Genomic DNA, 25,431 nt, shown 5'->3' on the forward strand with positions numbered 1-25,431 from the left:
ACCTTACTTTTCAAGTTGACTTAATGCTTGGTTAAGAACATATATTTGGCTATGGAAGTAGTACATTTCAGTCTCAGATAACGCACCTGGTATTGATGTAAAATATTCTGTGAGTTCTTCATGAAAGCGTTCAAGCTTACCAACACCATCATTTTCATCATTTGAAGCATCGAAGCTGAATAATTGTTCAATGACTGTTTTATATAAAAATAAGCCAATCATTGGATTCTTATAACTTGCTTCTAGCACTTGTAATGAAATGAAATTCAACTTTTCATCTGCCACATGAATATTTTCAAATAGTTCTTCAGACGATGCATGTCGGTTAAACCTAACAAAGTACTTTGATAACTTGTGCACATTTGCATCGGGTACTCTGGGTAGAACAGACGCTAATAAGTTCATTCCAGTAAAAATAAAGTGATCTGCAACCTGCTTATCTGAATCATATTTAGGGAGTTGTGAAGGTGCATTTACCGCTAGCTCGGCAATACTACCTACACTTTGGAACGCGGCTGTATATGGCGTGATTTCACTTTGTGCTGTGACATTGAGGCGTCTTGGTATACTAACCTGAGGTGATTGATAGTAAGACATGATTTGTTCATGAACCAACCTTTCAGTCTCTATCAATCGACGAAGATTAAACTCAACTCGTTTTATGTCTTCGTTACTTACAAATGGTATTAGTGATAAGAACTCTCGGCTTTCAAAACCATGACCACCATCAACATTTATATCATTATGTACTTCCTGACCATGAACAAACTCGTCAGGCATTCCATTATTTCTTAATGCGTCGGTATAAGGTCGATAATCAGACACTTCACCTTCATAGATAAATAAGCTGGCCATATAGCTCAATGGATCCGTTTTCCCCCAATGAGCCAATAGATTAATAAGTGCAAGCGTAGCAGGAAGCGGAATAGAACTTTCAATTTCAACTTCTGTATATCCAAGTGCCTGTAAGGATTTTAACATCAGCTTATCATGACGATATTCTTCATTATAAAAGTCCACGGCCTGCGCTTTTACTTTACCGTGACTAGGTAATACTAAGCTGATAATTGCATCATGGGCTAACTTAGTTACATTGTAATATTCGAATGACCACCCCGTAATTATTTCAGTACTAGGCTGTCCATCGAGAAATAACTGAGTAAGTGGTGTTTCACCATCTTTCGGTTTCCATTCATTGAAGTATAAATCCTCTAAATGAAAGGCTAACTCCAATCCTGTCATACCTTCATTTGAAGTTTGCTGGACTTCCGTTAATAAACGGCAATCATCTAAAGCATGTAAAATATCGTCTAACTCGTCTTTTGAGTACCCGATCCTTTCTGCTTCAGCTTGTAATTCAACAAGCGCTAAACCCATCTCAAGGAATTTAAATAGTTCATTAAACTTATTCACGCTTTCATTCGAATCAAACTCAAGCTCAAAATCATTCCCTTTATAAAGCAAACTAGATGTTTCTGGTGAAAATGTAGTTGATAACCGAATTCTCGGCTTTTGAAACGCAAAAGACATGTATATTCCTTATTCAATGTTATTAGGCAAGTTTATGTGGGCCACTGATTAATCAATGGCCCAGCAGTTCATTAAAGAACCATTTGAATACGACGAGCGCGATTTGAACGTTTGATAGTCATAACGTTTCTCCTTTAGTTAAAATTAAATTAATTTGAATTGAAATGCGCTAAAAACAGTGGCTAATCACATTGTTAACTCACTATCGAGACACCAATTTAATCAAGATCAAATAGGCTTAGCTCATAGATAAATAAAGCTAAACTTCGGCAACATGATTCCTTATCTGCTCGAAACGCAATTTCATAATAAGCATACTCACCAATTGATATCAACAAAAAAATTCACTTTGATAAACATTTCTGCAACTTTAAACAAACATAACAACCAGACTATTTACTTTAAATAAAAATATAAGTATGTTTTATGATCTAACTAGCTAAACCACCCACTAAATAGTGGCTGAGGAATATAACGTGGAGAAGGAAATGAATATCAATACGAACTCACAGATAGAAAGATCTATGGATAAATGCCAGCGTTTTCGCGCACTTTTAAATAGCACACAGGCAGAAATGATTTTAGAAGCACACAATGGCATGTCTGCAAAAATAGTTGAACAGGCAGGCTTCCCCGCCGTTTGGGCATCAGGTCTTTCAATTTCCTCTTCACTTGGTCTGCGAGACTGTAATGAAGCATCATGGAGTCAAATACTTGATATCGCTGAGTTCATTAACGACTCAGTCGATGTCCCGGTGCTGTTTGACGGTGATTCTGGATTTGGTAATTTTAACAACGTGAGGCATGTCGTTAAAAAGCTCTCCCAGTACGGTATTGCTGGCATCTCTTTGGAAGACAAAGTGTATCCAAAAATGAATTCTTTTATCAAAGGCGCCCATAGTCTCGTGTCGATAGAAGAGTTTGAAGGTAAAATCAAAGCAGCACAGGACGCGAAACAAAATAGCGACTTTAGTGTCATTGCTAGAACTGAAACTTTAATTGCCGGACTGAGTGTAGATGAAGCGCTGCGCCGAGCAGAGCGCTATCACCTAGCAGGAGCGGATGCCATATTTATCCACTCGAAAAAATCAGATGCGACCGAAATTCTTGAGTTTGCAAAACTTTGGGAAAAACGCTGCCCCTTAGTTGTTGCTCCCACCACTTATGCTGATATCCCGCCAGAAACACTTTATCAAGCAGGTATTAACGTATACATTTGTGCAAACCATCTGATGCGAGCTTCATTGAAAGCGATGCAACTTGCAGCCAATAAGATATATAAAGCTCGCTCAATCGGCCACATAAACTCTGATATTGCTACCTTGTCAGAAGTATTTAACCTGCTGGATTATAGTGAGCTAAAAGATGCTGAACAGGCATATACACCTATCATTTAATATTGGTATTTAGCAGAACAAAAGTGTAAAGCCGTATAAAACATTATATTTCCGCGTTAGTTTACTCACGAAAGCGTGCTTGGTTATATCGGCTTTAATAATCATCACTTACCATTTGTTCCCATCATAAATAGTCGGTAACTTACTTATGATAAAAGATACGTCTGGACAGGATATAATTGCCAAGCCAAAAGCTAATAAAACAGCATTTATTGTCGGCGGCCTAGCACTGTGTTTCTTGCTGTTTTTTATATACAACACGTTATTCAAGACAACAGACGCTGTGGTCGATATTGATAGCGTTGAATTAGCCAAAGTCACAGCCGGTGACATATCAAGGTCTATCATCGCATCGGGTAAAACCATCGCTAAAAATAGCAAAAACCTTTACGCGCAAGAAGAAGGTATCGTCATATTACATACCAGTTCAGGTTCCAATGTATTAACGGGGCAAAAGCTACTCAGTATTTCTTCTCCCTCTCTCGAAAGTGAATATCAACTTGAGACTAAGCGGCTAGAGCAAGACTTAGCACAACTCGACGCAAAAAGTGTGTCACTTGAAAAGCTTAAAAGTACCAACGCGTACAAAGTAAAAGACGCACAACTGAAAGAAAGCTTTGCGCTCAGAGAGCTGGAAAGGTCTAAAAAATCAATTGATCTTGGTGTTATTTCAACTGCGGAGTACTTAAAAGCCGCTGACAGCTATGAAATTAGTAAAAACAATCATGCTTACTTGAAAATAAATACAGAACAAGAAGTTCGCGAGCTTCAAAAACAAATTGGTATTAGTAAAAAGCAAGTTGAAGTGCGTAAAAAAACGATTGAGGAACTCAAGCGGCGCTTAGATAACTTAAGTTTATTTGCACCATTTGATGGCCAACTTGGCACCTTCAATATAGAGTCTGGGGACTTCGTTACCAAAAATCAAAAACTCACCTCCATTGTAAGTGAAGGTGAGCTGTTAATAGAAGCAGCCATACCAGAGAGCTTTATAGAGTACATCGATCAAGACACCCCCGCGTTAGTTGAATTTGGCGAAAAGTCTGTAAACGCCTCTATTTTATCGATTTCTTCTGAGGTAATTGAAGGAAAGATTGCAGTACGCCTCGCTTTAGACAATCAGGTACAATTACGAAATAACCGCACAGTTAGCGTCAATATTCAGGCTAGAATAAAACCCGATACTCTGGTTGTGAAGAAAGGGTATTACTATGAACAATTGAACAAAAAATTCGCTTTCGTTGCCGAAAATGGCATGCTGACTAAGCGATCCGTACGATTTGGCTTAACATCGAAGGATCAGGTTGAAATACTATCAGGACTTAAGGCAGGTGAAACCATTGTTACATCTGATTTAGCCCAGATCATGAACTACGATACGCTCACTCTAAGACAGTAATAGGAGAACGCATGACCACACAAGGAATCGATCATTTAGGGCTTAGTGTTAAAGATTTACAGGCCAGTGTAGACTTTTTCGTCAATGTGCTAGGTTGGGAGGAGTCAGGCCGTGACGATAGCTACCCTCGCAGTGCAGTTTCAGATGGAAGTTGCCGTCTAACACTGTGGCAAGTTGACCATAATTTAGACATTCAAGAATTTGATCGCAGGAAAAATATTGGACTGCACCACGTTGCATTTCAAGTCGCAACATACGATAAACTCATGGAGATCTATAATCGTATTCAGACCAACGACATCACCTTAGAGTTTGAGCCGGAGCCACTAAAGCAGGGCCCAAGACAGCACTTTATATGCTATGAACCTGGTGGCTTACGTGTCGAATTCATTTGGAACGGTAATTAACGAGCAGAAACTGACTGAGCTGCTCTGTCAGTTTCAAACACTTTACTTACCATGCCCCTAAACTAAGTGAACGGTTAACAGCATACCACGCAATTGCGACCTTGTGCCTTGGCGTCATATATCGCATGGTCAACTTGCTTGAGTGAATAACTAAAAGGTTTTGCGAGGTTCACCTGAGCAACGCCGCAGCTTACAGTCACTTGAATGTGATGATGGGCAGTTTCAATAATATTTTTTTCTACGCTGATACGCAGTCGCTCGGCGACTTCTCGTGCACCTTCAGTGGGGGTATTGGGTAGCAATACGATAAACTCTTCTCCACCTAAACGGCATAGACAGTCTTCCGCTCGCAAGGTCCCTTGGCAGCACTGGGCGAATGCTTTTAATACCACATCGCCAATTTCATGACCGTAACTGTCGTTAATACGCTTGAAGTGGTCAATGTCTAACATCACCACACTCAATTGTTCGCCAGCACGAATATGACGTCGGATCTCTCGGTGTCCGCTGTCCATCAAATAGCGGCGGTTTTTTAAGCCCGTGAGCGCATCATGAAAAGCCAACTTAGTCATTTGCTGTTGCAAGGTCCAAAGCTCGCTGACCAATAGGCGGCGGCTACAACAATCAGCCACCATCTCCGCATAGGCAATCTCAGCACTTTGCCACTCTCGCAAAGGACCCCGGCCTTCGCAACACACGACACCATGTGGAATGCCATTTTTAAAAATCGTGGCATCGAGCATAGTAGTAATGTTGTTACTAATTAGGTAGGTATCTCTAAATTCGGCGGTACGCGGGTCGCTATGCGCATCAGTGGCATTGATTGACACGCCAGTTGAAATGGCTTTGAAGTAGTTGGGGTACTCTTCACACAATAACACGGGATAATCTTCAGCGTTAAGGTCATTGTCCCATTGAGTATTGGCAACATTGATCAGCTTTTTAGGGTTAGAAATATCGTCAAAAAGCCATACTGACACCTGATCAACCACTAAGGTGTCTTTGCCTTCACAGATCAAGTCCAGCAAAAAGCTTTGGTAACTACCCGATACATCTAACTCTTCAGAACTCATACGCCTTAGCCGTTGAGTTACTTCACTGAGATCAATAAACATAGTAAGCCATTTATATTTAAATTATTTGATACCAAAGAGACCTGCTCATTTGATGATCATAATACCTAAACAGCAAACAAATTGGTAAATGTTTATACACAATTATTTTAAAGGTGAACTATGACCCGAATAACTTACTGCATATATTTTGCCAAGTATTTTTTAAACACTGGATCTGTTTTTGCCAACTGTTTTTGCTCTTCTAGAATGCTTTGCAAAATACTATGTGACGTCAAAGGGTTAGCAAGTACCACACGAAATACCACTGTCGGTTGATGGTCGTATTGTTCGGGTGTTAAACGCGTACGAGACACAAATGAGATCCCCGCCTCACGCTGACGCTTTTGCATACTGGCGGTAAAACGATTCAGTGCGGCATAGATATCAATACGCTCTTGCTCATTGGCTTTGGCAATCGCCTCACGAATTTGTGCAGGCACGTAACGATAGGTTAGCAAACATAACTCAGGCTCTGAGATCAGTTCAAAATCAGGGTCTTGTTTGACTAGCTCGGCAAAGTACTTAGCCTTTTCAATGCCTTTATCTATCAGCATTTCGTAGCCTTTTCGGCCAATCACACGCAAACAGGCATGTACCAGCATAGCCATACCAGGACGGCTCCCCTCTAAGGTATGACTACCTAAGTCTTTAGAGCCTTTACGAAGAATGTATTCGGCATGGTGCTCAATGGCATCCGATGCAGCTGGGTCTTTAAATAACACCAGCCCTGCCCCCATTGGCACATACATTTGTTTGTGTGCGTCAATGGTTATTGAATCCGCGCGTTCAATCCCATTCAGTAAGTGCCTGTTATTACTAGATAATAAAGTAGCACCGCCCCAAGCGGCATCTACATGGAAATGGCAACCAAGTTCTTCACTCAAATCAGCCATCTCATGGAGGGGATCGATATTGCCAGTTTCAGTGGTGCCTGCTACACCCACTAGCGCCATAACCTTAATGCCTTGCGCTTCGAGCGCTAAAGCCTGCTGGCGCATTTTACTAACATTAACTTTATTATTGGCATCGGTTTCAATGGCAATGAAATTGTCTCGGCCAAGCCCCAATACATCGGCAGCTTTACCCAAAGAATAGTGACCACGCTCAGAAACCAGCACCGCCAACCCTTTATAGCCATAATGTAGCATCGCTGCTACCACGCCTTGAGCTGCTATACCTCTGAAGTCACCATCGGCCCTTAACAAGCGGTTGCGAGCTATCCACAGAGCCGTAATATTAGCAATGGTTCCCCCAGAGCAAAATGCCCCCAAAGAAGTACTCGCGCTGTGCATCCACTTATCATAAAACTTGTCTGACGCCCCATAAGCTAAATGGTGCATCATACCTAACACCTGTCTTTCTAACGGTGTGAATGCTTTAGATGTTTCTATTTTTACCAAGTTCTGGTTTAAGCCCACCATCAGCTTTGACAATGGCAACACAAAATGTGGCAGCGCGGAAGTCATGTGGCCTATAAAGCTTGGGGCTGCGGTATGGACTGAATGGGCAACAAGCTGTTCCATGATGTCTTGTGCATAATCAGAAACAAACATGGGCTCTTCTGGGATCACGGCCGATTGAAAGTCCTTCTCTATCTCGTGTAAGGGCTTTTCAATAGCGGCTATGTTTTCATTTAAGAAACCCGCAAGATTATTTGAGATCTCTAACTCTATCTTACTCAGAGTCGAGTCAGGCGCTTCTGGCACCGTAAAAATACGCATCAAACTTTCTTCAGAAGCGACAGCACAACGCTTTGGACCCATTACATTACCCAGTGTTTTTATGGGCCACGGCAAAGTGTCCCACCAGCTTGTTATTACGAAATGGCTAACTTTACTGTAAGTTAGCCATAATGTCTTCTATTGTATAGCGAAAAGTCTTAACTTGACCCAGTTTGATATGACATTTTTATGTTGTGATAAAGACAGTTCTTTGAAATTTAAGCTGATATAAAAGCTTAGCTTCTATTTGCCAGCGTAGTTACAAAACTTCACACTATTCAAAAGTTTAAAAGCTGTCTAGACTTGTATACAGTTATTCTGTTGGTAAACTTCTCGTTTATAAAAGTAGAAGTTTACTATTTGGGAACATACAGATTATAAGGATCATTATGTACAGGAAGGCCTCTGCGATGACATGGTCTTTGGTTGGGTTTTTGCTATTTTTCTCCAGCTTGATTGGCTATGTCGCCTACACATACCAATCTACTCGCCAAGCCATTATGGATAACATTGATAAGCAGTTGTTGCACGCAGCCAAAAGTGCGCAGCTCATTTTGGGAGACGACTATCATGCTCAACTTAGTTCAGTCGACCCACACGAGTACCAACAAAAAAGTGCTCAGTTGACCGCGCTTGCCCAAGCCATAGGCGTGGAATATGTGTATACCATGGTTTACCGTGCGCCAAACGTCTACTTTACCGCTTCAAGCTTTACCCAAAGTGATATCAAACAAAACAAAGTGACTCAGTTTCTGGATCTTTACGAGGAAGCCACTGCCATTAACAAAGCAGCCTTTCGCTCCACCGAGCCGGTATTTGAGGTCTCAAAAGACCAGTGGGGACATTTTAAAAGTATTTTTATCCCATATATCGCCCCTGATGGCACACCGTATATTACCGGTGCAGATATAACCATTAACAAAGTAGATGCTCGACTACAAGAAAGCGTGACCAAAGCGACCCTAACCGCGAGTTTTTTCTTCTTTATTGCGGTGTTGGTTGCGGCTTTGTATTTACAGCTATACCGTAAGTCAATGAGCACCGACCCACGCACCGGATTTGCCAACCGCGTGGCACTTGAGCGAGATCTCACTAAAAAGCAAGATCAACACTTAGCATTAGCAATCGTGACCGTTGATGAACTCGAAGACATTATTGGCTTTTATGGCACTCAGGTTGGCGACCTAGTGTTACAAAAAGTGATGACCTATTTTAAGCGCTTCACACATCCCCATCAGGTATACCGCCTTGCAACCTCAAAGTTGGTCATTATGAGCGATGTTAAAGACGGCGAAGCCTATTTAAGTGAACTTATTACTAATTTTCCTAAGTCCAGCCCAGTGCTGAACAAACCCCATTTATACATTCAGTTACATGCCGGTATCGCCGCTGGCAACAAATCTTTATTGCTAGAAAATGCCTCAATTGCTTGTCGACAAGCTAAGCAAAACCAGCAGACTGTTTGCCTGTTCAGCGTCGACAGCCTAGATGCCAGATTAAAACAAAAAAACCACCTTGCGATTGCCAATATTCTTCAAGATGCTTTTGACCGTGAGCGTATTGCTACCTACTTCACGCCCAGAGTTAACCCCAAGACCGAGCAAATCTTGCAGCATGGTTGTAGTGCACGCATCATTACCGAACAAGGGGCGATATTAAAAACCGAAAGCTTTAGTGAAGTAGTACGCCAATCTCGTCTACAAAGTAAACTAACTCGCTGTATTTTTACTCAGTGTATTACACGCTTTAGAAAAACCACCTCGGCTTGGAGCATAAAACTGAGTTTTCAAGATGCCACCGACCCGCAATTGCTTGATTTTATAGATCAAGAATTACGTCGTTATCCACAACCACAGCTCATTACATTTGAGTTAGATGAAAAGGATGTACTGGACAACTTCAATGCCATGGCGGTCTGTATCAATGTACTCAAAAGTAAGGGCGTCAAAGTCTCTATTAACGCAGTGAGCAGTGGCTTACTCACAGTTAGCCGCGTGATGAAACTAAATATAGACATGTTGTTGCTCGATGAAACACTGACCTCCTACATTGCAGAAGATGAGCAAGTTTTTGAGTTTATAAAAAACATAGCCAAACTATGTAGCGATAAGCACATTCTGTTGTTGGTGGCAGGAGTTGAGTCAGAGCAGCAATACAGCAGACTCTCTGAAGCTGGAGTTGATTTGGTAGAGGGGCACTATATTGCTAAAGCAGCCCCACATATTTGTAATAAATTAGGACAGCTTAATCACCAAGCGCGTGCTTGATTGACCACTTGCCCAGTATTTACGTTCAAACGGCGTGATAGCCGTATCACTTTGATACGGCTCAACAGGCGTTGGGTGCCCAGCCAATTGCAGCGCGCGGGCAAATTCCTTTACGTAAATATCCCAGTTGCTACGTACCTCAAGCACTCCACCAAGCTTAACAATAAATGGAAACACCGCCGCACCATGCCAACGACGTTGGATGTGTTTAGCCTTTGGCCAAGGATTTGGATACAGCAAATAATGGTGTGTTGGCTGCCAATTGGCAGCCACCGCTAAACGCCAAAAGTCATTGAGATCCGCCTGTACCAATACATACTGACCGGCATCAGTTTGCTTGTATTCTACATCATGCTTTTCAAGACGATGAGACGACTTATCGATACCTATCACCAAGGCATCCGGATGCAGCTTTGCAAGATTGGCGGTACTTTCTCCCACTCCACAACAGGAGTCTAAGATAATCGGACCATCAAATGCCAAAACCCGGGCATTGACTTCATCAAAGGCGCGTTGCGTATGTTCAGCAACGGGCTTTTTAAACTCTGCCTGTAAGTGCTTTGTAACTATTTCGTCTAGCTTGTCATGCAAGCTAGGCTGGTTTGAAACAATGCTTCTTGAATTTGCTTCACTCATCAATGACGTAACCCTACTCCCCGGCGGATCAAACTCAACGCCAGAATAAATAATCCAGAAATAAACGCGAATAATACCGCAAAAGCAGTGTAAATGTTCACATCAGATACCCCTAAAAAGCCATACCTAAAGGCATTAACCATATAAATAATGGGATTGACCTGAGACACGCCCTGCCAAAACTCTGGCAACAGTGTGATTGAGTAGAACACGCCCCCTAGGTAGGTCAGCGGGGTTAACACAAAAGTAGGAATAATACTGATGTCGTCAAAACTGTTGGCATACACCGCATTGATCAATCCCCCTAGCGAAAATACCGCTGAGGTCATGATCACCGTTGCGATGATCACCGCTAGGTTGTGAATTTTAATATCAACAAAAAATAGCGATACCAAAGTTACGATAAGCCCCACTAACATACCACGAGCCATACCGCCCCCGATGTATCCCAACACGATAATGTAGTTAGGCACAGGTGCCACCAGCAACTCTTCAATACTCTTTTGGAATTTAGTGGAATAAAAACTTGAAGCCACGTTGGAGTATGAGTTGGTGATCACTGACATCATGATAAGGCCAGGAACGATAAACTCCATGTAACTAAAGCCTCCCATCTCACCAATTCTTGAGCCTATCAAACTGCCAAAAATCACAAAATATAACGTCATGGTAATGGCAGGTGGTACTAGGGTTTGCACCCAAATACGCAAAAAGCGAATACATTCTTTGATCCAAATACTTTTTAGTGCAACACCGTAGCGGGTGATATTCATGCTGTGCGCCCCTGTTCTAATAATCCCACAAACAACTCTTCCAAACGGTTGGCTTTGTTACGCATACTTAATACCGTATTGCCTTGCGCAGTAAGTTGACTAAATACTTCGTTCAACCCTTGAGATTTGGCCACTTCTACTTCAACCGTGTGATCATCAACCATAGTGAATTGATAACCCGTGAGCGTGACCGGCTGAATCGGCGCTTTTAAGTCCAGGACAAAGGTTTCTTTGTCTAATTTGGCAAGCAAGGCTTTGATAGTGGTATTTTCAACAATTACGCCTTTATCAATAATGGCGATGTTTTTACACAGTAATTCGGCTTCTTCAAGGTAGTGAGTGGTTAAAATAATAGTCACGCCTTGCTTGTTGATCTGGCGTAAAAAATCCCACATTGAGCGGCGCAGTTCGATGTCTACGCCTGCCGTTGGTTCATCAAGAATGAGCAGTTTGGGCTCATGCATCAAAGCTCTAGCAATCATTAAACGACGCTTCATGCCGCCCGATAGTGTGCGTGCTTGCTTATCTTTTTTCTCAAACAAGCCAAGCTGTTTGAGATATTTTTCAGCGCGCTCATGGGCCAAAGCTCGCGGTACACCGTAGTATCCAGCTTGATTGACCAAAATCTGGTTAAGTGTTTCAAACTGACCAAAGTTAAACTCTTGTGGTACTAGGCCTAACTCCGATTTAGCGTCTTCAAGCGCGGTATCAATGCTGTGACCAAATACTTCAACCTGCCCCTCAGTTTTGTTAACCAGTGAGGCGATGACGCCAATGGTGGTGGATTTTCCCGCGCCATTAGGACCAAGCAGCGCAAAAAAATCGCCTTGCTCAACTTGCAAGTCAATTCCTTTTACCGCTTCAACGCCGTTTTTATAGACTTTTTTCAAGCCTTTAATATTCAGTGCTATCGTCATGTTAATGTTGTTCTCCATAACCCCAGCGTTTGGCCAAGGTATGTTCGATGTTTAAATGATCAAGAATACGGGCCACCATAAAATCGACTAAATCCTGAATAGATTCAGGCTGGTGATAAAAACCCGGAGCCGCAGGCATAATGGTGACACCAAGTTGGCTAAGCTTGAGCATATTTTCAAGGTGAATAGAGCTAAATGGAGTTTCTCTAGGTACTAAAATGAGTTGGCCGCGTTCTTTTATCACCACATCAGCGGCGCGCTCCAACAGGTTATCCGATGCCCCCATAGCAATGGCTGACACAGACCCCGCACTGCATGGGCAAACCACCATTTTTTTCGGTGCGGCGGAGCCAGAAGCAACCGGGCTAAACCAGTTATCTTTGCCAAAAACTTTGATTTGCTCAGGTTTGGCCTGACACAAGGCGCTTAACTGCTCGGTCGCCTTTTGCTCGTTACCCGAAAGCTTGATGCCCGACTCTGTATCAAGCACCACCCGTGCTGCACTGGAGATAAGCACAAACACCTGATAATTCATGGCGACTAATACTTCTAACAAACGCAGCCCGTAAGGTGCGCCCGATGCGCCGCTAAATGCTAAGGTAATAGCTGGTTTAAACTCGCTCACAATAAATTCCTGCTTAGTTAATTCGCTGCTTGAGCGCTTGAAGTAACTTTTGATGTAGCCCGTCAAAGCCACCGTTACTCATGATCAAAATATGTTGTCCAGGCTGCGCATGCTCACACACCTGAGCAATGATATCGTCAATGTTATCGCTACACTTGCGCCCTGCCTTTTGCGCCTGCTCGCGCAGCGACCAGCCAAGCCCCTGCGGTTCAAACAGATAGGCTTCATCAGCGAGCGCCAAAGAATCAAGCAATGTGCTTTGATGCACGCCCATCTTCATGGTGTTTGAACGAGGCTCTAAAATGGCAATCACTGAATCATCGCCAACACTGGCCTTCAACCCCGCAAGCGTAGTTGTTATCGCGGTGGGATGATGCGCAAAGTCATCGTACACCCGCACACCGTTTACTTCGCCCAGTAACTCCATGCGGCGTTTGGGTGATTTAAACTCACTGAGTGCGTCAATGCTTACCGACACTGGAATGCCCACATGACGAGCCGCGGCTATCGCCATCATGGCATTTTTAACATTATGCTCGCCTATGGCCGACCAACTCACTACGCCTTGCAGCGCGCCATGAAGATAGACCTCAAATTGCGAGCCGTCGCTTTGCAGTAGTTTGTACGTCCAATCGCCATTTAGGGTTTCTTGTTGGCTCCAAAAACCGCGTTTGATCACCTCATTTAGTGGTTCATCATCTTGCGGATAAATGGCTTTGCCTTGTGCCGGTAGCGTACGTAATAAATGATGGAACTGCGTTTGTATAGCATTGAGATCGCTAAAAATATCAGCGTGGTCAAACTCAAGGTTATTCATGATCAGGGTGCGCGGCAAATAATGAACAAATTTACTGCGCTTATCAAAAAACGCGGTGTCGTACTCATCCGCTTCAATCACAAAAAATGGGGTATCGCTGATCCGCGCTGACACGCCAAAATTCTGCACAATACCGCCAATCAAAAAACCCGGGCGTAAGCCTGCATATTCTAGCAACCATGCCAACATACTAGCAGTGGTGGTTTTACCATGCGTGCCCGCCACCGCAAGCACCCAAGCTTCTTGCAATAAATTGTGCTTTAGCCATTCAGGGCCTGAGGTATAAGGAATACGCTGCTCAAGCACATACTCAACACACGGGTTGCCTCGGCTCATCGCATTACCAATCACCACCATGTCAGGGGCAGGCTCTAGTTGCGCGGGGTCATACCCCGTGGTTAGCTCAATACCTAAAGACTCAAGCTGTGTGCTCATTGGCGGATACACATTTTGATCTGAGCCGGTCACTCTAAAACCCAGCGCTTGCGCAATCGCCGCAATGCCGCCCATAAACGTGCCGCAGATCCCTAAAATATGTATATGCTGTTGCTTAGTTTGCTGACTTGCCATGAAAATAATTTGCCTTTTCTAATATTTATACCGCCATTGGCAGGGTGTCTACTATGCCAAATTTAAACGCAATAAACCAATTTTGGCCGAGCAAAACAGCTATGCGCAATCGGCAATAATAACCGCTTATGCTGAACTTTTTATGAGTTTAGATAAAAAAAATGCCAGTCACAGACTGGCATTTTTACTAATATTTTAACCGCCGATTACGCAACACCGTATTGGTCACGGTAGGCTTTAACCGCTTCAAGGTGCTCTGCCATACCACCTTGTTGCTCAAGGTAAGTGATCAGATCAGCCAGTTTCACGATAGACACCACCTGAGTATTAAAGTCACGCTCTACTTCTTGAATCGCAGATAACTCAGCTTTGCCCTTTTCTTGGCGGTCTAACGCAATCAATACACCTGACAAGTCTGCGCCCGCCTGTGAAATGATCTCCATCGACTCACGAATAGCAGTCCCAGCGGTTATCACATCATCAACTAACATGATACGACCCTCAAGCGGTGACCCTACCAATGAGCCACCTTCACCATGTTGCTTTTTCTCTTTACGATTAAAGCAATAAGGCACATCTTTGTTGTAGTGATCCGCCAATGCAACCGCCGTAGTAGTCGCAATAGGAATACCTTTATATGCAGGGCCAAAAAGTACGTCATATTCAATGCCTGCATCTTCAAGTGCGGCGGCATAAAAACGGCCTAAGCGCGCTAAGTCACGACCCGTGTTAAACAGGCCGGCGTTAAAAAAGTAAGGGCTGGTACGGCCTGATTTTAGTGTAAACTCACCAAACTTAAGCACCTGCTTTTCAAGGGCAAATTCAATAAACTCTTTTTGATATGCTTTCATGTCTTACCTATTGTATCTAACGGACTTATGCCAGTGCTTTTTTCTGTAAATCTATGATTTCACGGATTGAATGCTTCGCCAAACCCAGTAGCTCATCAAGCTCTTCGAATGAGAATGGTTCACCCTCTGCGGTGCCTTGTACTTCAATTAGTTTACCCGTTTCTGTCATGATCACGTTCATGTCAGTTTCTGCTTCTGAATCTTCAAGGTACTCTAAGTCAGAAATCGCTTCGCCGTTGTAAACACCGACCGAAATCGCAGCAATCATAAACTTAAGTGGATTGTTGTTGATCATCCCCTTAGCACGCATGTGGGTCAGTGCGTCAACCAATGCAACGCACGCGCCGCTGATTGAAGCGGTACGCGTCCCGCCATCCGCCTGCAACACATCACAGTCGATGGTAATGGTGTTCTCACCAAGCGCTTTTAAATCAACTGCAGCACGTAAGGCACGCGCGATCAAACGTTGGATCTCCATAGTGCGACCACCTTGTTTGCCTTTGGCCGCTTCACGGTTATTTCGAGTATGAGTAGAACGTGGCAACATACCGTATTCAGCGGTGATCCAGCCTTTACCTTGACCTTTCATAAAACGAGGTACACCCGCTTCAACAGTGGCAGTACACAATACTTTGGTGTTACCGAACTCTACCAACACCGACCCTTCGGCATGCATAGTATAGTTACGGGTAAATGTTACTGGTCTTATTTGGTTTGCTGTTCTTTCGCTTGGACGCATCCACGTTCCCCTAAATTCAGAATTTTGCCTATTATAAAGGCTCAGCCGATACGATGCTATGCGTTAAGCTAATAAATTGTTGTGAGCACAGCTCACAAAATTTGCTAATTATTTCCTCTGTCGCCTTGCGCGCTTTATAAGCTATAATGGCGCAGCAAAATTTGTTAATAGATTAGGAACTTTACATGATCCATAGTATGACCGCCTACGCACGCCGAGAAGTTAAGGGTGAATGGGGCACAGGGGTTTGGGAAATTCGCTCGGTTAACCAGCGCTACCTAGAAACCTTTATCCGCGCACCTGAACAGTTCCGTGCCATGGAGCCAGTAGTACGTGAACGCCTGCGCAAACACCTACAGCGCGGCAAGGTAGAAGTGTATTTGAAGTTTACTGCCAACCCAGCCCACGTGGGTGAGTTGTCTATTAATGAAACCTTAGCAGAGCAATTGATCAAAAGCGCTCAGTGGGTGCAACAACACAGCAAGGGCGAGATCAACCCAGTAGATATTCTACGTTGGCCCGGCGTAATGGAAGCGCAAGAAGTAGACCTAGACACTGTAAATAGTCAGCTACTTGCAGGTTTTGACGAATTAATCGAAGACTTTAAAGCTGCTCGCGCCAGTGAAGGTGAAAACCTAGAAACCATGATCACCACCCGTTTAGACTCAATTGTAGAGCAAGTCGCCATTGTTGAAGGCCACATGCCAGAGGTAAACAAATGGCAACGCGAAAAGCTCACCACTAAGTTAGAAGAACTTAAAGCGGAAATCGACGAAAACCGCCTAGAGCAAGAGCTTATCTACCTTGCACAAAAACAAGACGTCGCCGAAGAGCTAGACCGCTTAAAGTCACACGTTAAAGAAACTCACAAAATATTGAAAAAAGGCGGCGCCTGCGGCCGACGTTTAGACTTTATGATGCAAGAGTTCAACCGCGAGTCAAACACCCTCGCCTCAAAATCAATCAACACCGAAATCACCAACGCAGCAGTAGAGCTAAAAGTGTTGATAGAGCAAATGAGAGAGCAGATCCAGAATATTGAGTAAAGCTCACTAGCTTTCAAGAATATTCATAAACACTTGAAAAATCTCGCTTTATAGCGAGGTTTTGTTTTTTATGATTCCGTATTTTTTCATTCTGTTTCATCCAATTGGTGAGTATTTTCACTGCTAACCTCAAACTACTGATGTGTAGTAGTACACTAGGTGAAAAAATACCTAGTAGACACCCCATCATGGGCAATTAGTTTACAACTCCATTGTAAACGAAATGTTGACTTTTTGGTCATTTACAAATATCTTTACTTCAATATTTATTCAGGCTGAATTCATTGTTTTTCAACCTTTGACAACGTTGGTACGTATTTTTAGCCTGCACAATCACTCTTCGTTGTTAACAACATGTACATTAACTGTGGAAAATCTCCCCATTAATAAAAGGACAAGGACACGTGATAAATGGTGATGATTTAAGGGCGATGAGAGTCAATGCTCGCATATCTCAAGAAGCTATGGCTAAAAAGCTCAGGTGTGATCGAAAAACCATCATCAATTATGAGCTAGGAGTCAGTGACATTCGTTCCAAACAGCTTTTCATGTGGCTTCTATATTGTAAGATAGATTCTGGGTCTCTCTTGAGTGAGATTAAGCAGATCCGCGATCAGGTCAACAGTAAAGAAAAACCAAACTTACAGGATGAAGAACCATGAACAAGTTAAACGCTCTTTTATTAAATTTAATGAATTTTTTAATCTCGTTTGGTGATAAACAGGAGAATAATTCCACAAGCAGGTTTCCGTCGATAACTTCGAATGATATTGCAAAAAACTGTAATATCAACTCTGTGAGGCTAGTAACAAACAATGTAATTGAGGTTACTTTTGCGTGTGGTAGTTCTTCAACATTTAAACAGGTGATGAACAATCATAACGTTGTAATGCAACCTACCGGTTTCGCTAGAAGCTGTGTAAGTCCACGTAAACTTACAGCGGACACCTGTACTTTAGTAACTGGTGGGAATTTAGCTATAAAAAAACCGAGATCAGCAACTAGCCCTTGTCTGCTCCCCACCATATCCACGGATAGTCTACAAGGATAGATAATGAAAGTCTCAAACTTAATTCTACTCAGTATTGCTTCATTACTGTTTTTCTACATTCAATTGTGGGATCAAAAACTTGTCACACCCATTTATTTGTCACTCCTTGGTATGAGTACCCTTTACGGTATGTATATTAGAGATATCAACGTCTCTCATATTGCTGGGTTTATTCTTGTTTTGACCACGATCAATCTTGCTATTTTTGAAACTGACTTGGTCAATTATGTTACTCCGAGTGATAACGAAATACAGCAAGGTTTAATCATTTATGGCATACAACTATTATTCAGTCTTACAACTGCATTGATACTAATTTTTAGAGTTCAGTTTTCTAGACTATTATCTAAGTCGGATCAAGTTGAGTTAACCCATTTTGATGGTATTTTTCATTGGCTATATCTTTACAGTTCAAGTATTTACTTTTTAGCGCTTGCTGAGGAGATTGCCTACACCTTCTTCGAACTGAAATCTTTGACACTAATCTACGATAACTTCGAAGGCTTGATTTATATTGCTTGGGCGCTATGTTGTGGTGCGCTATTAACTATGGTGATTTGTAGCAAAAAGCCAACCAACACAAATGAGTTGGCTTAGTTGCGCATTGCGGCACTCACTGTTCTTCGCTTTTAGCGACACTGTAAAACGGAAGATATACAACAACATGGATAACGCATGATTGATGGTGAAGATTTAAAGGCGCTGCGGATACAAGCTGGTATTCCCCAAAAGGCGATGTCTGACAAGCTTGGCTGCGATAGAAAAACCATCATCAATTATGAGTTGGGGGTCAGTGATATTCCCTCAAAAAAGCTATTTCGCTGGCTACAATGCTGCAAGCTTGATTTGGGTGTATTGCTAGGTCAGATAAAAGCGATCCGTGATGATGCAAATGATAACGGCAGAGCTAAAATTCTGGATTTTGTCACCATAGGGTTTGTATTGAGCCAATTATGGAGCCCTATTATCATCACGCCAATATACTTAACCTTGATTGGTATTTGTATTATCTATGGCGTATATACAAAAAACATCAACATGGCTCATATCGCAGGCATTATCTTTGCGTTAACTGGGGCGGGTTATGTAATTTTTGAGTCAGGCTTAATCAATAAAGCAACGCCTGACGAAAATCAAGTTTTACAGAGTATACTTATTTTTGGTACTCAACTGCTACTTTGCCTTACCGCCACATTTCTTCTTACTTTTAGGGTGCAACTTTCTCGTCGGCTATCCAAGGCTGACTCTATTAAGCTAACCCCTTTTGATGGCATCTTTCATTGGATTTTTATTTACTTAGCAATTGTTAACCTTGCTGCGCTTTTGGAAGACATGGCTTACCTCCTTCTTGACCTTAAATCATGGACCCCCATCTACGATAACTTCGAAGGGCTGATCTATTTCGCTTGGGTACTTTGCTGTAGTGCGCTGTTAAGCATGATGATCTGTTCAACTAAAAGCAAACCGGTAAACGGCGCTAATGTTTCTTAATAATGACTGGGCTTGAGTGCGCAATCAATCCTCATTTTAAAGCCTGCTTTGCACTTGTGAACTGTGACCGCTCACTACACGAGTGCACCTCTAACCTACTGCCAGAATACTTAAAGCTCTATAACTTGCAGCTACCATAAAAGCCCTACAACTATTTAGTGCTTGCGTTATCATTCCCGCAGGTCACAGACTTTAACGCCCAAACCCTTAATCAGCCTAGCACGCACTCGTGACCAAAATATATGTTATGCAATATTTTGGAATTTTTTCTACGTGTGGAGATTTTTCCACACACAGTATTAGATAATGTAAACACCAAGTAACCAAAGGTTAAATAAAATCATGTGTGGAACGAGATTTTTAAGTGGTGTTAAAGCAAATGTACAAGCCGCTAAAGGGTTTGATGATGTGGTGCTGTACAGAAAGGGCAGGCAAGCCGTTTACATTAAGCATGTGTTTATGAATAAACTCCCAGCCAAGGTCAAACCCGACATGAGCGCTCAAAATATTGAATTTATTAAACAATTAGATACGCTCAATCTGCGCTGTTATGTACTTGTTCATGTTAAAAACAAGTTGCCGGGGGAGCATGACTTAGCCTTCTTTTTAGATGACTATGAGGCGATTCAGGGAGTGAGTAAAGAGGTTGCTATGCAAAGAACGATGCCTTTAGCATCTGCAACGCATTTAATCGATACCATTTTGCTATGAGGAAAGGATATGAGAAACAATATGGCAATGAGACAGGCGCAAGTTGATCGTTTTAAAACAGAATTACAGATCAGTATTCGCAATCTACGCAAGGAAAGAGGGCTTACACAAAGGCAATTGGCAACAATTTTAGGCGTAGATCAGGCGACCATCAGTAACTTTGAAAGTGGCAAAACCGTCATGAGTATCACTCAGGCATACGAGTTGGTACTGGTATTTGGTAAGGATTTTTCAAACCCAACGCTGGCGTTAGCGTCCGGCTATTAACCGTAAATAGCCTATAATTAGGCTTGTATTGAAGGCTTAACGCTGTTCCTTCGTAAGGGATGCGCATCCTAAATAGTCTGACTTTCTAAAGCAGATAACCGCCCACAATGGGCAAACCCATTCATCTGTAAAACTATTAAAATTTTCATGCAACTTAATTCGCTGTGCTTATTGCAATAATACACCTCGTTCCTTGTTTAAATTTTGCCATAAAAAACCCCGTTAACTAACGGGGCTTTGATTGACTCGGGAATGACAGAGAATATGTTCACATATTCATATACGTTCCTGTTATTCAGATTGCTGAAACTTCTTGAGTCATCTCGGCTTTTACCTTATCCACCAGCTCATTGAGGTTACTACAATCCATAACCCATTCAAAATCAACATAAATACCGGCTTTTTCTTCCAACAGTTCACAAAACTCTACCACATCAATTAGCTCAAGCCCCAGTAATGACATATCCAGCTTCATGTGCTCTTAGTTAAAGTTTTTGGTTACAAAACGAGTGCCCGAGCTCATCACTAGGTCTTTAATTGATGTGTTCCACTTTAAACTCCTTGCCTATCTAACATCCACTTGATCACTACTAAGCTAAGCCGGCCACTAATAAATTGCTCGCACAAGTTTAGTGGCGTATTTTTCCGCTTGGAGTCATAGCTACAGTAGAAGGTTGCAGCAATACAATGTGGTATACAGATATCGCAAACTCTCAAATACCGCTTTTCAAATCGCATTAGTCACATCAACGCAATCGGCATTTTTTACATGGGTGCGTTCTACTTCATGAACGAGGAGCTGGTACTCTTTGTTGTTGTCATACATGTACATCGCAGCACAACGCTCATTTGTGAGCGCTTCATGGGCGTTGTAGCTACATAACTCAACATCTTGTGGGTAAATTTTGCGACCGTTAAAAATCAGTAAGCCTTTGACTATGCAAGTAATAAATAGGTTTTCTCCATCAATAAAACCTAAATCGCCAGTGTTAAGATAGCGCTTTCCACAGTCATCGTTTGCAAAACGGTTTTGAAGTGTTTCTCTGGTGGTGCCCTAGTTATCCCAGTAGCTATATTTCACCGACCTGCATATGAGCATTTTGTAAAAAAATAAATGCCCCACTCATAACAAAACAGTTTCCTATTACATCTCAATCATTGACAAGTATATACACCTATATATCTAACTGTTCCGATAGCTTTTATCGACAACTTTTTTATCCAATATAGGGCATCCATTAAAGCTAGCGAACTTTTCTAGTTCTTTGCTTAACAAAGAAAAGAACTCTTCCCTATCAAACTCCAAGTCCTCTAAATGTAAGCTCAATACTTCAAAGCGCTGCTCACTGCGATGAGCTTTACAATCAATACGCCCTACTAGCTGATCAGCAAACAAAATTGGCAAACAAAAATATCCGTATTTTCTTTTGTCTTGAGCGACATAGCATTCGATTTTGTAATCAAAGCCAAACAACTCGTTTAGTCGCTCTCTGTGAATTACCAAATTGTCAAAAGGCGATAAAACCTTTACCACGCTCTTAGATTGAATTGGTTGCTCAAAGGTCTGAGTATCCACATAAAGCTCTTTGCCCTTACCATGTTTAACGACCGTAATATCTCCAGATTGAATGTGGTCATTGAGGAGCTGGCGCATTTCTTCTCTAAGCGGTTTTCCTGGTCGTAAATGCACGAGTTGCTTCCAATTGAACACGCCATGAGCTCTTCTGGTAGTGTTAAATAAATACTCTGCATATTCACTTAATGATGGAGTGCTCGTATTCAGGCCGCAGGGCAAACAACGCTCAGGTAAGTCATAGACTTTTTCCATACCGTTACGCTTGCACACCATTAGCTCACCACGCATAAACAGATGTTCTACAGCACGTTTACCCGGTCCATAACTCCACCAGTTGCCTTTGGCGCCTCCTTTTTTATCAATATCTCGAAGCCGCAATGGGCCTTCAGATTTTACGCGCGCCAGTACATCTTTCATCAGTTGAGTATGCGTGCTTTGAAAATAGCGATTTTCACCATTACGTATACTGTTCATTTGTATCAGTGCGAACCGATAGTCTTGCATTGGTAAATACGCCGCGGCGTGATACCAATATTCGAAAATGCTTTGCTCTTTAATTAGTTGATTGAGGTAATTGGGGTTGTAGTTAGGCACGCGACTCCATAACACATGATTATGCGCGCGCTCTACAACGCTTAGTGTATCAATTTGCACATAACCCAAATGCTCAATAACAAGCTTGGTTGCTTGCAAGCCATCACTCGACTCAACCTCAGAAAGTAGCCCTTGTTTGGCCAGCGTAATACGCCTAAGTTGTTCAAATTGCTCCATATAACACTCCTGTTCCTCACTAAAATAGGGGTTGTCCATAAACAAGTTTCTAGTGCCTTTTACAACTTGCCTAATACTGGCTCAATAACTGAACTACCGACATTTGGATTGATTGCTCAAGACGACTTTAAACCTTTCCTTTGGCTGTCAAGTTTGGCCAGTTATTCTTAGTACGCTACACATATTTCCTTAAGCACCTATCTAACACGGTTAACTCTGGAATAGGGGTTATCATACAAGTTGTACCGCGGCAGGGTCACCCATTTACTAACTATTAAGCGCAGACTAGCCCCTTTAGACTTTCTTGAGAGGAGCTACAGTACATGTAAAAGCTATCAATATGATTTAAATAGATGTATGAATTAGTTGAGGTATTGGTAGCAACCAAACAAAAAGAAACAAAAACGGCGCTTGTCAGCGCCGTTCTGAATCGTAATTGACATCAAAGCTTATTCTTCATGTTGCTCAATTGATGCATCTTCGATAACTGAATTGACAAGTTTATTCTCAATTTCGTACTCATCAACACGCTGTAAACCACGGGGCAATTTATTACCGCGACGGCCTCGCTCACCATGATAGTGTTCTAAATCACTGGGCTTAAGCGTTAGTTTTCGCTTACCTGCATGAAGGGTGACTGAGCAGCCCTCTGGTACACAAGCCAAAACCTTAACAAACTCTTCTCGAGCTTGAACTTTAGCACTGGGGATTGAAATAATCTTATTCCCCTTACCTTTGCCCAATTTTGGCAAATCACGAAGTGGGAACAATAGCATTCGACCTTCGTTTGAAATCGCCATACACATGTCAGTGGCCACATCATTTACAGTAATAGGTGCCATAAGCTGCGCGCCTTTTGGCACGCTGACCAGCGCCTTACCATTTTTGTTTTTACTCACTAGGTCGTTAAACTCAGTGATAAAGCCATAACCACCATCGGTTGCCATTAGGTATAGGGTTTTTTCATCGCCCATTACCACATGCTCAAAGATACTCCCAGCTCCTAGGTTGAAGCGCCCAGTCATTGGTTCGCCTTGGCTACGCGCAGAGGGCAAACTATGTGCTTCAGTAGCAAAAGCTCGACCAGAGGTATCTAAAAATACCGCTGGTTGATTACTGCGCCCTTTCGCTGACGCTTTATAGCTATCACCTGAGCGGTAACTTAAACCTTCTGCATCAATATCATGGCCTTTAGCTACACGCGCCCAGCCCTTATCTGAGAGCACCACCGTAACCGACTCGGATGGGATCAAATCTTTTTCGCTTAGCGCTTTTGCCTCTGAGCGCTCGATCACTGGTGAACGACGCTCATCGCCATATAGCTCAGCCGCTTCTTGGATTTCTTTTTTCATCAGTGTCGACATGCGACGCTCAGAACCCAAGGTGAGCTGTAACTTATCGCGCTCAATGCATAACTCATCCTGCTCACCACGAATTTTCACTTCTTCTAACTTAGCTAAGTGACGTAGTTTTAAATCAAGAATGGCTTCAGCCTGCTTATCCGATAAGTCAAAGCGCGCTATTAACTCTTCTTTTGGCTTATCTTGGGTGCGAATAATTTCTATGACTTCGTCTATATTCAAAAACGCGGTCATTAAGCCTTCTAAAATATGCAAGCGAGCCAAGACTTTATCTAGGCGATATTGCAAACGTCGGCGTACCGTTTCACGACGGAACACCAGCCACTCTGATAAAATTTGCAGTAAATCTTTAACCTGTGGACGACCATCAAGGCCAATCATATTAAGGTTAACGCGATAACTTTTCTCTAAGTCAGTGGTGGCGAATAGATGCGCCATCAAAGGTTCAAGTTTCACACGGTTTGAACGCGGTACAATTACAATACGGGTTGGGTTTTCATGATCAGACTCATCACGCAAGTCTGCAACCATCGGCAGTTTTTTCGCGGTCATTTGGGCCGCTATTTGCTCCAGCACTTTGGCACCTGAACATTGGTGAGGCAAAGCGGTGATGACAATGTCTCCTTGCTCTTCACTATAAACTGCACGCATTTTGATAGAGCCGCGACCTGTAGTATAAATCTTTTGAATATCAGATTTAGCGGTAATTATCTCTGCATCTGTGGGGTAATCAGGTGCTTGCACCACTTCTAACAGCTCTTCAAGAGTAGTCTTTGGCTGATCAAGCAGCATACAACAAGCGGTAGCTAATTCATTGACATTATGAGGCGGAATATCTGTTGCCATACCAACGGCAATACCAGTTACACCATTGAGTAGAATATGTGGCAAACGAGATGGTAATACCTTGGGTTCATCCATGGTGCCATCAAAGTTTGGTGTCCAATCTACGGTTCCTTGGCCAAGTTCTTTGAGTAATACTTCTGAGAATTTTGACAAACGCGCTTCGGTATAACGCATGGCAGCAAATGATTTAGGATCATCCGCGGCACCCCAGTTACCTTGCCCATCGACCAATGGGTAACGGTATGAGAACGGTTGCGCCATTAATACCATGGCTTCGTAACAGGCACTATCTCCATGTGGATGATATTTACCTAACACGTCACCCACCGTACGGGCTGATTTTTTGTACTTAGCGGCAGCTGATAACCCCAGCTCGCTCATGGCATACACGATACGACGCTGCACCGGCTTTAAACCATCACCAATATGAGGCAAAGCTCGGTCCATGATCACATACATGGAGTAGTTCAAATAGGCGTCTTCGGTAAAACGCCCCATCGTTTGTTGTTCAATCCCCTGTAAAGACAAGGTTTGAGGATCAGTCATG

Annotated in this window: 23 protein-coding genes; 10 read left to right on the plus strand and 13 right to left on the minus strand. The window is 42.6% G+C overall.

Going from position 1 to position 25,431, the window contains the following annotated elements:
* Positions 1-3: 3 nt before the first annotated feature.
* The gene (locus tag BIW53_RS10785; protein ID WP_070991886.1) at positions 4-1,530 is read right to left on the minus strand and encodes an iron-containing redox enzyme family protein; all 1,527 of its coding nucleotides are present in this window, start codon (positions 1,528-1,530) and stop codon (positions 4-6) included.
* A gap of 488 nt (positions 1,531-2,018) precedes the next feature.
* On the opposite strand from BIW53_RS10785, the gene aepX reads away from it, so the two are divergent.
* The 3 genes from aepX to BIW53_RS10800 all read left to right on the plus strand — a co-directional run bounded on the left by aepX (position 2,019) and on the right by BIW53_RS10800 (position 4,733).
* Entirely contained in the window at positions 2,019-2,927 is a 909-nt protein-coding gene (gene aepX, locus BIW53_RS10790) for a phosphoenolpyruvate mutase (RefSeq protein WP_217495710.1), read from the plus strand.
* 148 nt (positions 2,928-3,075) lie between these two features.
* Positions 3,076-4,326, plus strand: coding sequence for an efflux RND transporter periplasmic adaptor subunit (locus BIW53_RS10795; RefSeq protein ID WP_070991888.1), 1,251 nt, complete (start codon positions 3,076-3,078; stop codon positions 4,324-4,326).
* A gap of 11 nt (positions 4,327-4,337) precedes the next feature.
* Positions 4,338-4,733, plus strand: coding sequence for a VOC family protein (locus tag BIW53_RS10800; protein WP_070991889.1), 396 nt, complete (start codon positions 4,338-4,340; stop codon positions 4,731-4,733).
* A gap of 74 nt (positions 4,734-4,807) precedes the next feature.
* On the opposite strand, the gene BIW53_RS10805 is transcribed toward BIW53_RS10800, so the two are convergent.
* Together BIW53_RS10805 and panP are read right to left on the minus strand one after the other, a co-directional pair.
* Positions 4,808-5,848: a sensor domain-containing diguanylate cyclase gene (locus BIW53_RS10805; RefSeq protein ID WP_070991890.1), complete on the minus strand. Its 1,041-nt coding sequence runs from the start codon at positions 5,846-5,848 to the stop codon at positions 4,808-4,810.
* Between the two features lie 134 nt (positions 5,849-5,982).
* Positions 5,983-7,611, minus strand: a complete 1,629-nt coding sequence (gene panP / locus BIW53_RS10810; RefSeq protein WP_070991891.1) for a pyridoxal-dependent aspartate 1-decarboxylase PanP — start codon at positions 7,609-7,611, stop codon at positions 5,983-5,985.
* A 347-nt stretch (positions 7,612-7,958) separates the two neighbouring features.
* Between panP and BIW53_RS10815 the strand changes: the two genes are divergently transcribed.
* Positions 7,959-9,836 (plus strand): GGDEF domain-containing protein, encoded by a 1,878-nt coding sequence (locus tag BIW53_RS10815; RefSeq protein ID WP_070991892.1) that lies wholly within the window; start codon positions 7,959-7,961, stop codon positions 9,834-9,836.
* Here the strand turns inward: BIW53_RS10815 and trmB are convergent.
* From trmB to rph, 7 genes are all read right to left on the minus strand, one after another.
* Entirely contained in the window at positions 9,804-10,472 is a 669-nt protein-coding gene (trmB, locus tag BIW53_RS10820; RefSeq protein WP_070991893.1) for a tRNA (guanine(46)-N(7))-methyltransferase TrmB, read from the minus strand. The genes BIW53_RS10815 and trmB overlap by 33 nt on opposite strands.
* Positions 10,472-11,239: an ABC transporter permease gene (locus BIW53_RS10825; protein WP_084228146.1), complete on the minus strand. Its 768-nt coding sequence runs from the start codon at positions 11,237-11,239 to the stop codon at positions 10,472-10,474. The genes trmB and BIW53_RS10825 overlap by 1 nt, the downstream gene beginning before the upstream one ends.
* A gap of 2 nt (positions 11,240-11,241) precedes the next feature.
* Positions 11,242-12,162, minus strand: coding sequence for an ABC transporter ATP-binding protein (locus BIW53_RS10830; RefSeq protein ID WP_070991895.1), 921 nt, complete (start codon positions 12,160-12,162; stop codon positions 11,242-11,244).
* A gap of 1 nt (position 12,163) precedes the next feature.
* On the minus strand, positions 12,164-12,787 hold the full coding sequence (locus tag BIW53_RS10835; RefSeq protein ID WP_070991896.1) for a flavin prenyltransferase UbiX: 624 nt from the start codon (positions 12,785-12,787) through the stop codon (positions 12,164-12,166).
* Positions 12,788-12,800: 13 nt separating this feature from the next.
* Positions 12,801-14,174, minus strand: coding sequence for a UDP-N-acetylmuramate:L-alanyl-gamma-D-glutamyl-meso-diaminopimelate ligase (gene mpl, locus BIW53_RS10840; protein WP_070991897.1), 1,374 nt, complete (start codon positions 14,172-14,174; stop codon positions 12,801-12,803).
* Positions 14,175-14,380: 206 nt separating this feature from the next.
* Complete coding sequence (pyrE, locus tag BIW53_RS10845; RefSeq protein ID WP_070991898.1) at positions 14,381-15,025, minus strand: orotate phosphoribosyltransferase; 645 nt, start codon at positions 15,023-15,025, stop codon at positions 14,381-14,383.
* Between the two features lie 25 nt (positions 15,026-15,050).
* Complete coding sequence (gene rph, locus BIW53_RS10850) at positions 15,051-15,764, minus strand: ribonuclease PH (RefSeq protein WP_070983339.1); 714 nt, start codon at positions 15,762-15,764, stop codon at positions 15,051-15,053.
* A gap of 185 nt (positions 15,765-15,949) precedes the next feature.
* Between rph and BIW53_RS10855 the strand changes: the two genes are divergently transcribed.
* The 6 genes from BIW53_RS10855 (at position 15,950) to BIW53_RS10885 (ending at position 20,330) form a co-directional block, all read left to right on the plus strand.
* Complete coding sequence (locus BIW53_RS10855) at positions 15,950-16,810, plus strand: YicC/YloC family endoribonuclease (RefSeq protein ID WP_070991899.1); 861 nt, start codon at positions 15,950-15,952, stop codon at positions 16,808-16,810.
* A gap of 404 nt (positions 16,811-17,214) precedes the next feature.
* The gene (locus BIW53_RS10860) at positions 17,215-17,472 is read left to right on the plus strand and encodes a helix-turn-helix domain-containing protein (RefSeq protein WP_070991900.1); all 258 of its coding nucleotides are present in this window, start codon (positions 17,215-17,217) and stop codon (positions 17,470-17,472) included.
* A 392-nt stretch (positions 17,473-17,864) separates the two neighbouring features.
* The gene (locus tag BIW53_RS10870) at positions 17,865-18,458 is read left to right on the plus strand and encodes a hypothetical protein (RefSeq protein WP_070991902.1); all 594 of its coding nucleotides are present in this window, start codon (positions 17,865-17,867) and stop codon (positions 18,456-18,458) included.
* Positions 18,459-18,536: 78 nt separating this feature from the next.
* A complete protein-coding gene (locus BIW53_RS10875; RefSeq protein ID WP_084228130.1) occupies positions 18,537-19,352 on the plus strand; it encodes a helix-turn-helix domain-containing protein in 816 nt (271 codons plus the stop codon).
* Between the two features lie 342 nt (positions 19,353-19,694).
* A complete protein-coding gene (locus tag BIW53_RS10880; RefSeq protein ID WP_070991903.1) occupies positions 19,695-20,063 on the plus strand; it encodes a hypothetical protein in 369 nt (122 codons plus the stop codon).
* A gap of 9 nt (positions 20,064-20,072) precedes the next feature.
* Positions 20,073-20,330, plus strand: coding sequence for a helix-turn-helix transcriptional regulator (locus BIW53_RS10885; RefSeq protein ID WP_070991904.1), 258 nt, complete (start codon positions 20,073-20,075; stop codon positions 20,328-20,330).
* A gap of 295 nt (positions 20,331-20,625) precedes the next feature.
* Here the strand turns inward: BIW53_RS10885 and BIW53_RS20875 are convergent, their stop codons facing one another.
* The 3 genes from BIW53_RS20875 to parC all read right to left on the minus strand — a co-directional run bounded on the left by BIW53_RS20875 (position 20,626) and on the right by parC (position 25,430).
* Complete coding sequence (locus BIW53_RS20875) at positions 20,626-20,793, minus strand: phosphopantetheine-binding protein (protein ID WP_175442121.1); 168 nt, start codon at positions 20,791-20,793, stop codon at positions 20,626-20,628.
* A 720-nt stretch (positions 20,794-21,513) separates the two neighbouring features.
* Positions 21,514-22,677: a winged helix-turn-helix domain-containing protein gene (locus tag BIW53_RS10895; protein WP_070991906.1), complete on the minus strand. Its 1,164-nt coding sequence runs from the start codon at positions 22,675-22,677 to the stop codon at positions 21,514-21,516.
* A gap of 449 nt (positions 22,678-23,126) precedes the next feature.
* Positions 23,127-25,430 (minus strand): DNA topoisomerase IV subunit A, encoded by a 2,304-nt coding sequence (parC, locus tag BIW53_RS10900; RefSeq protein WP_070991907.1) that lies wholly within the window; start codon positions 25,428-25,430, stop codon positions 23,127-23,129.
* Position 25,431 lies beyond the last annotated feature (1 nt).

It is taken from the genome of Pseudoalteromonas byunsanensis, from assembly GCF_001854475.1.
Taxonomy (GTDB): Bacteria; Pseudomonadota; Gammaproteobacteria; order Enterobacterales; family Alteromonadaceae; genus Pseudoalteromonas; species Pseudoalteromonas byunsanensis.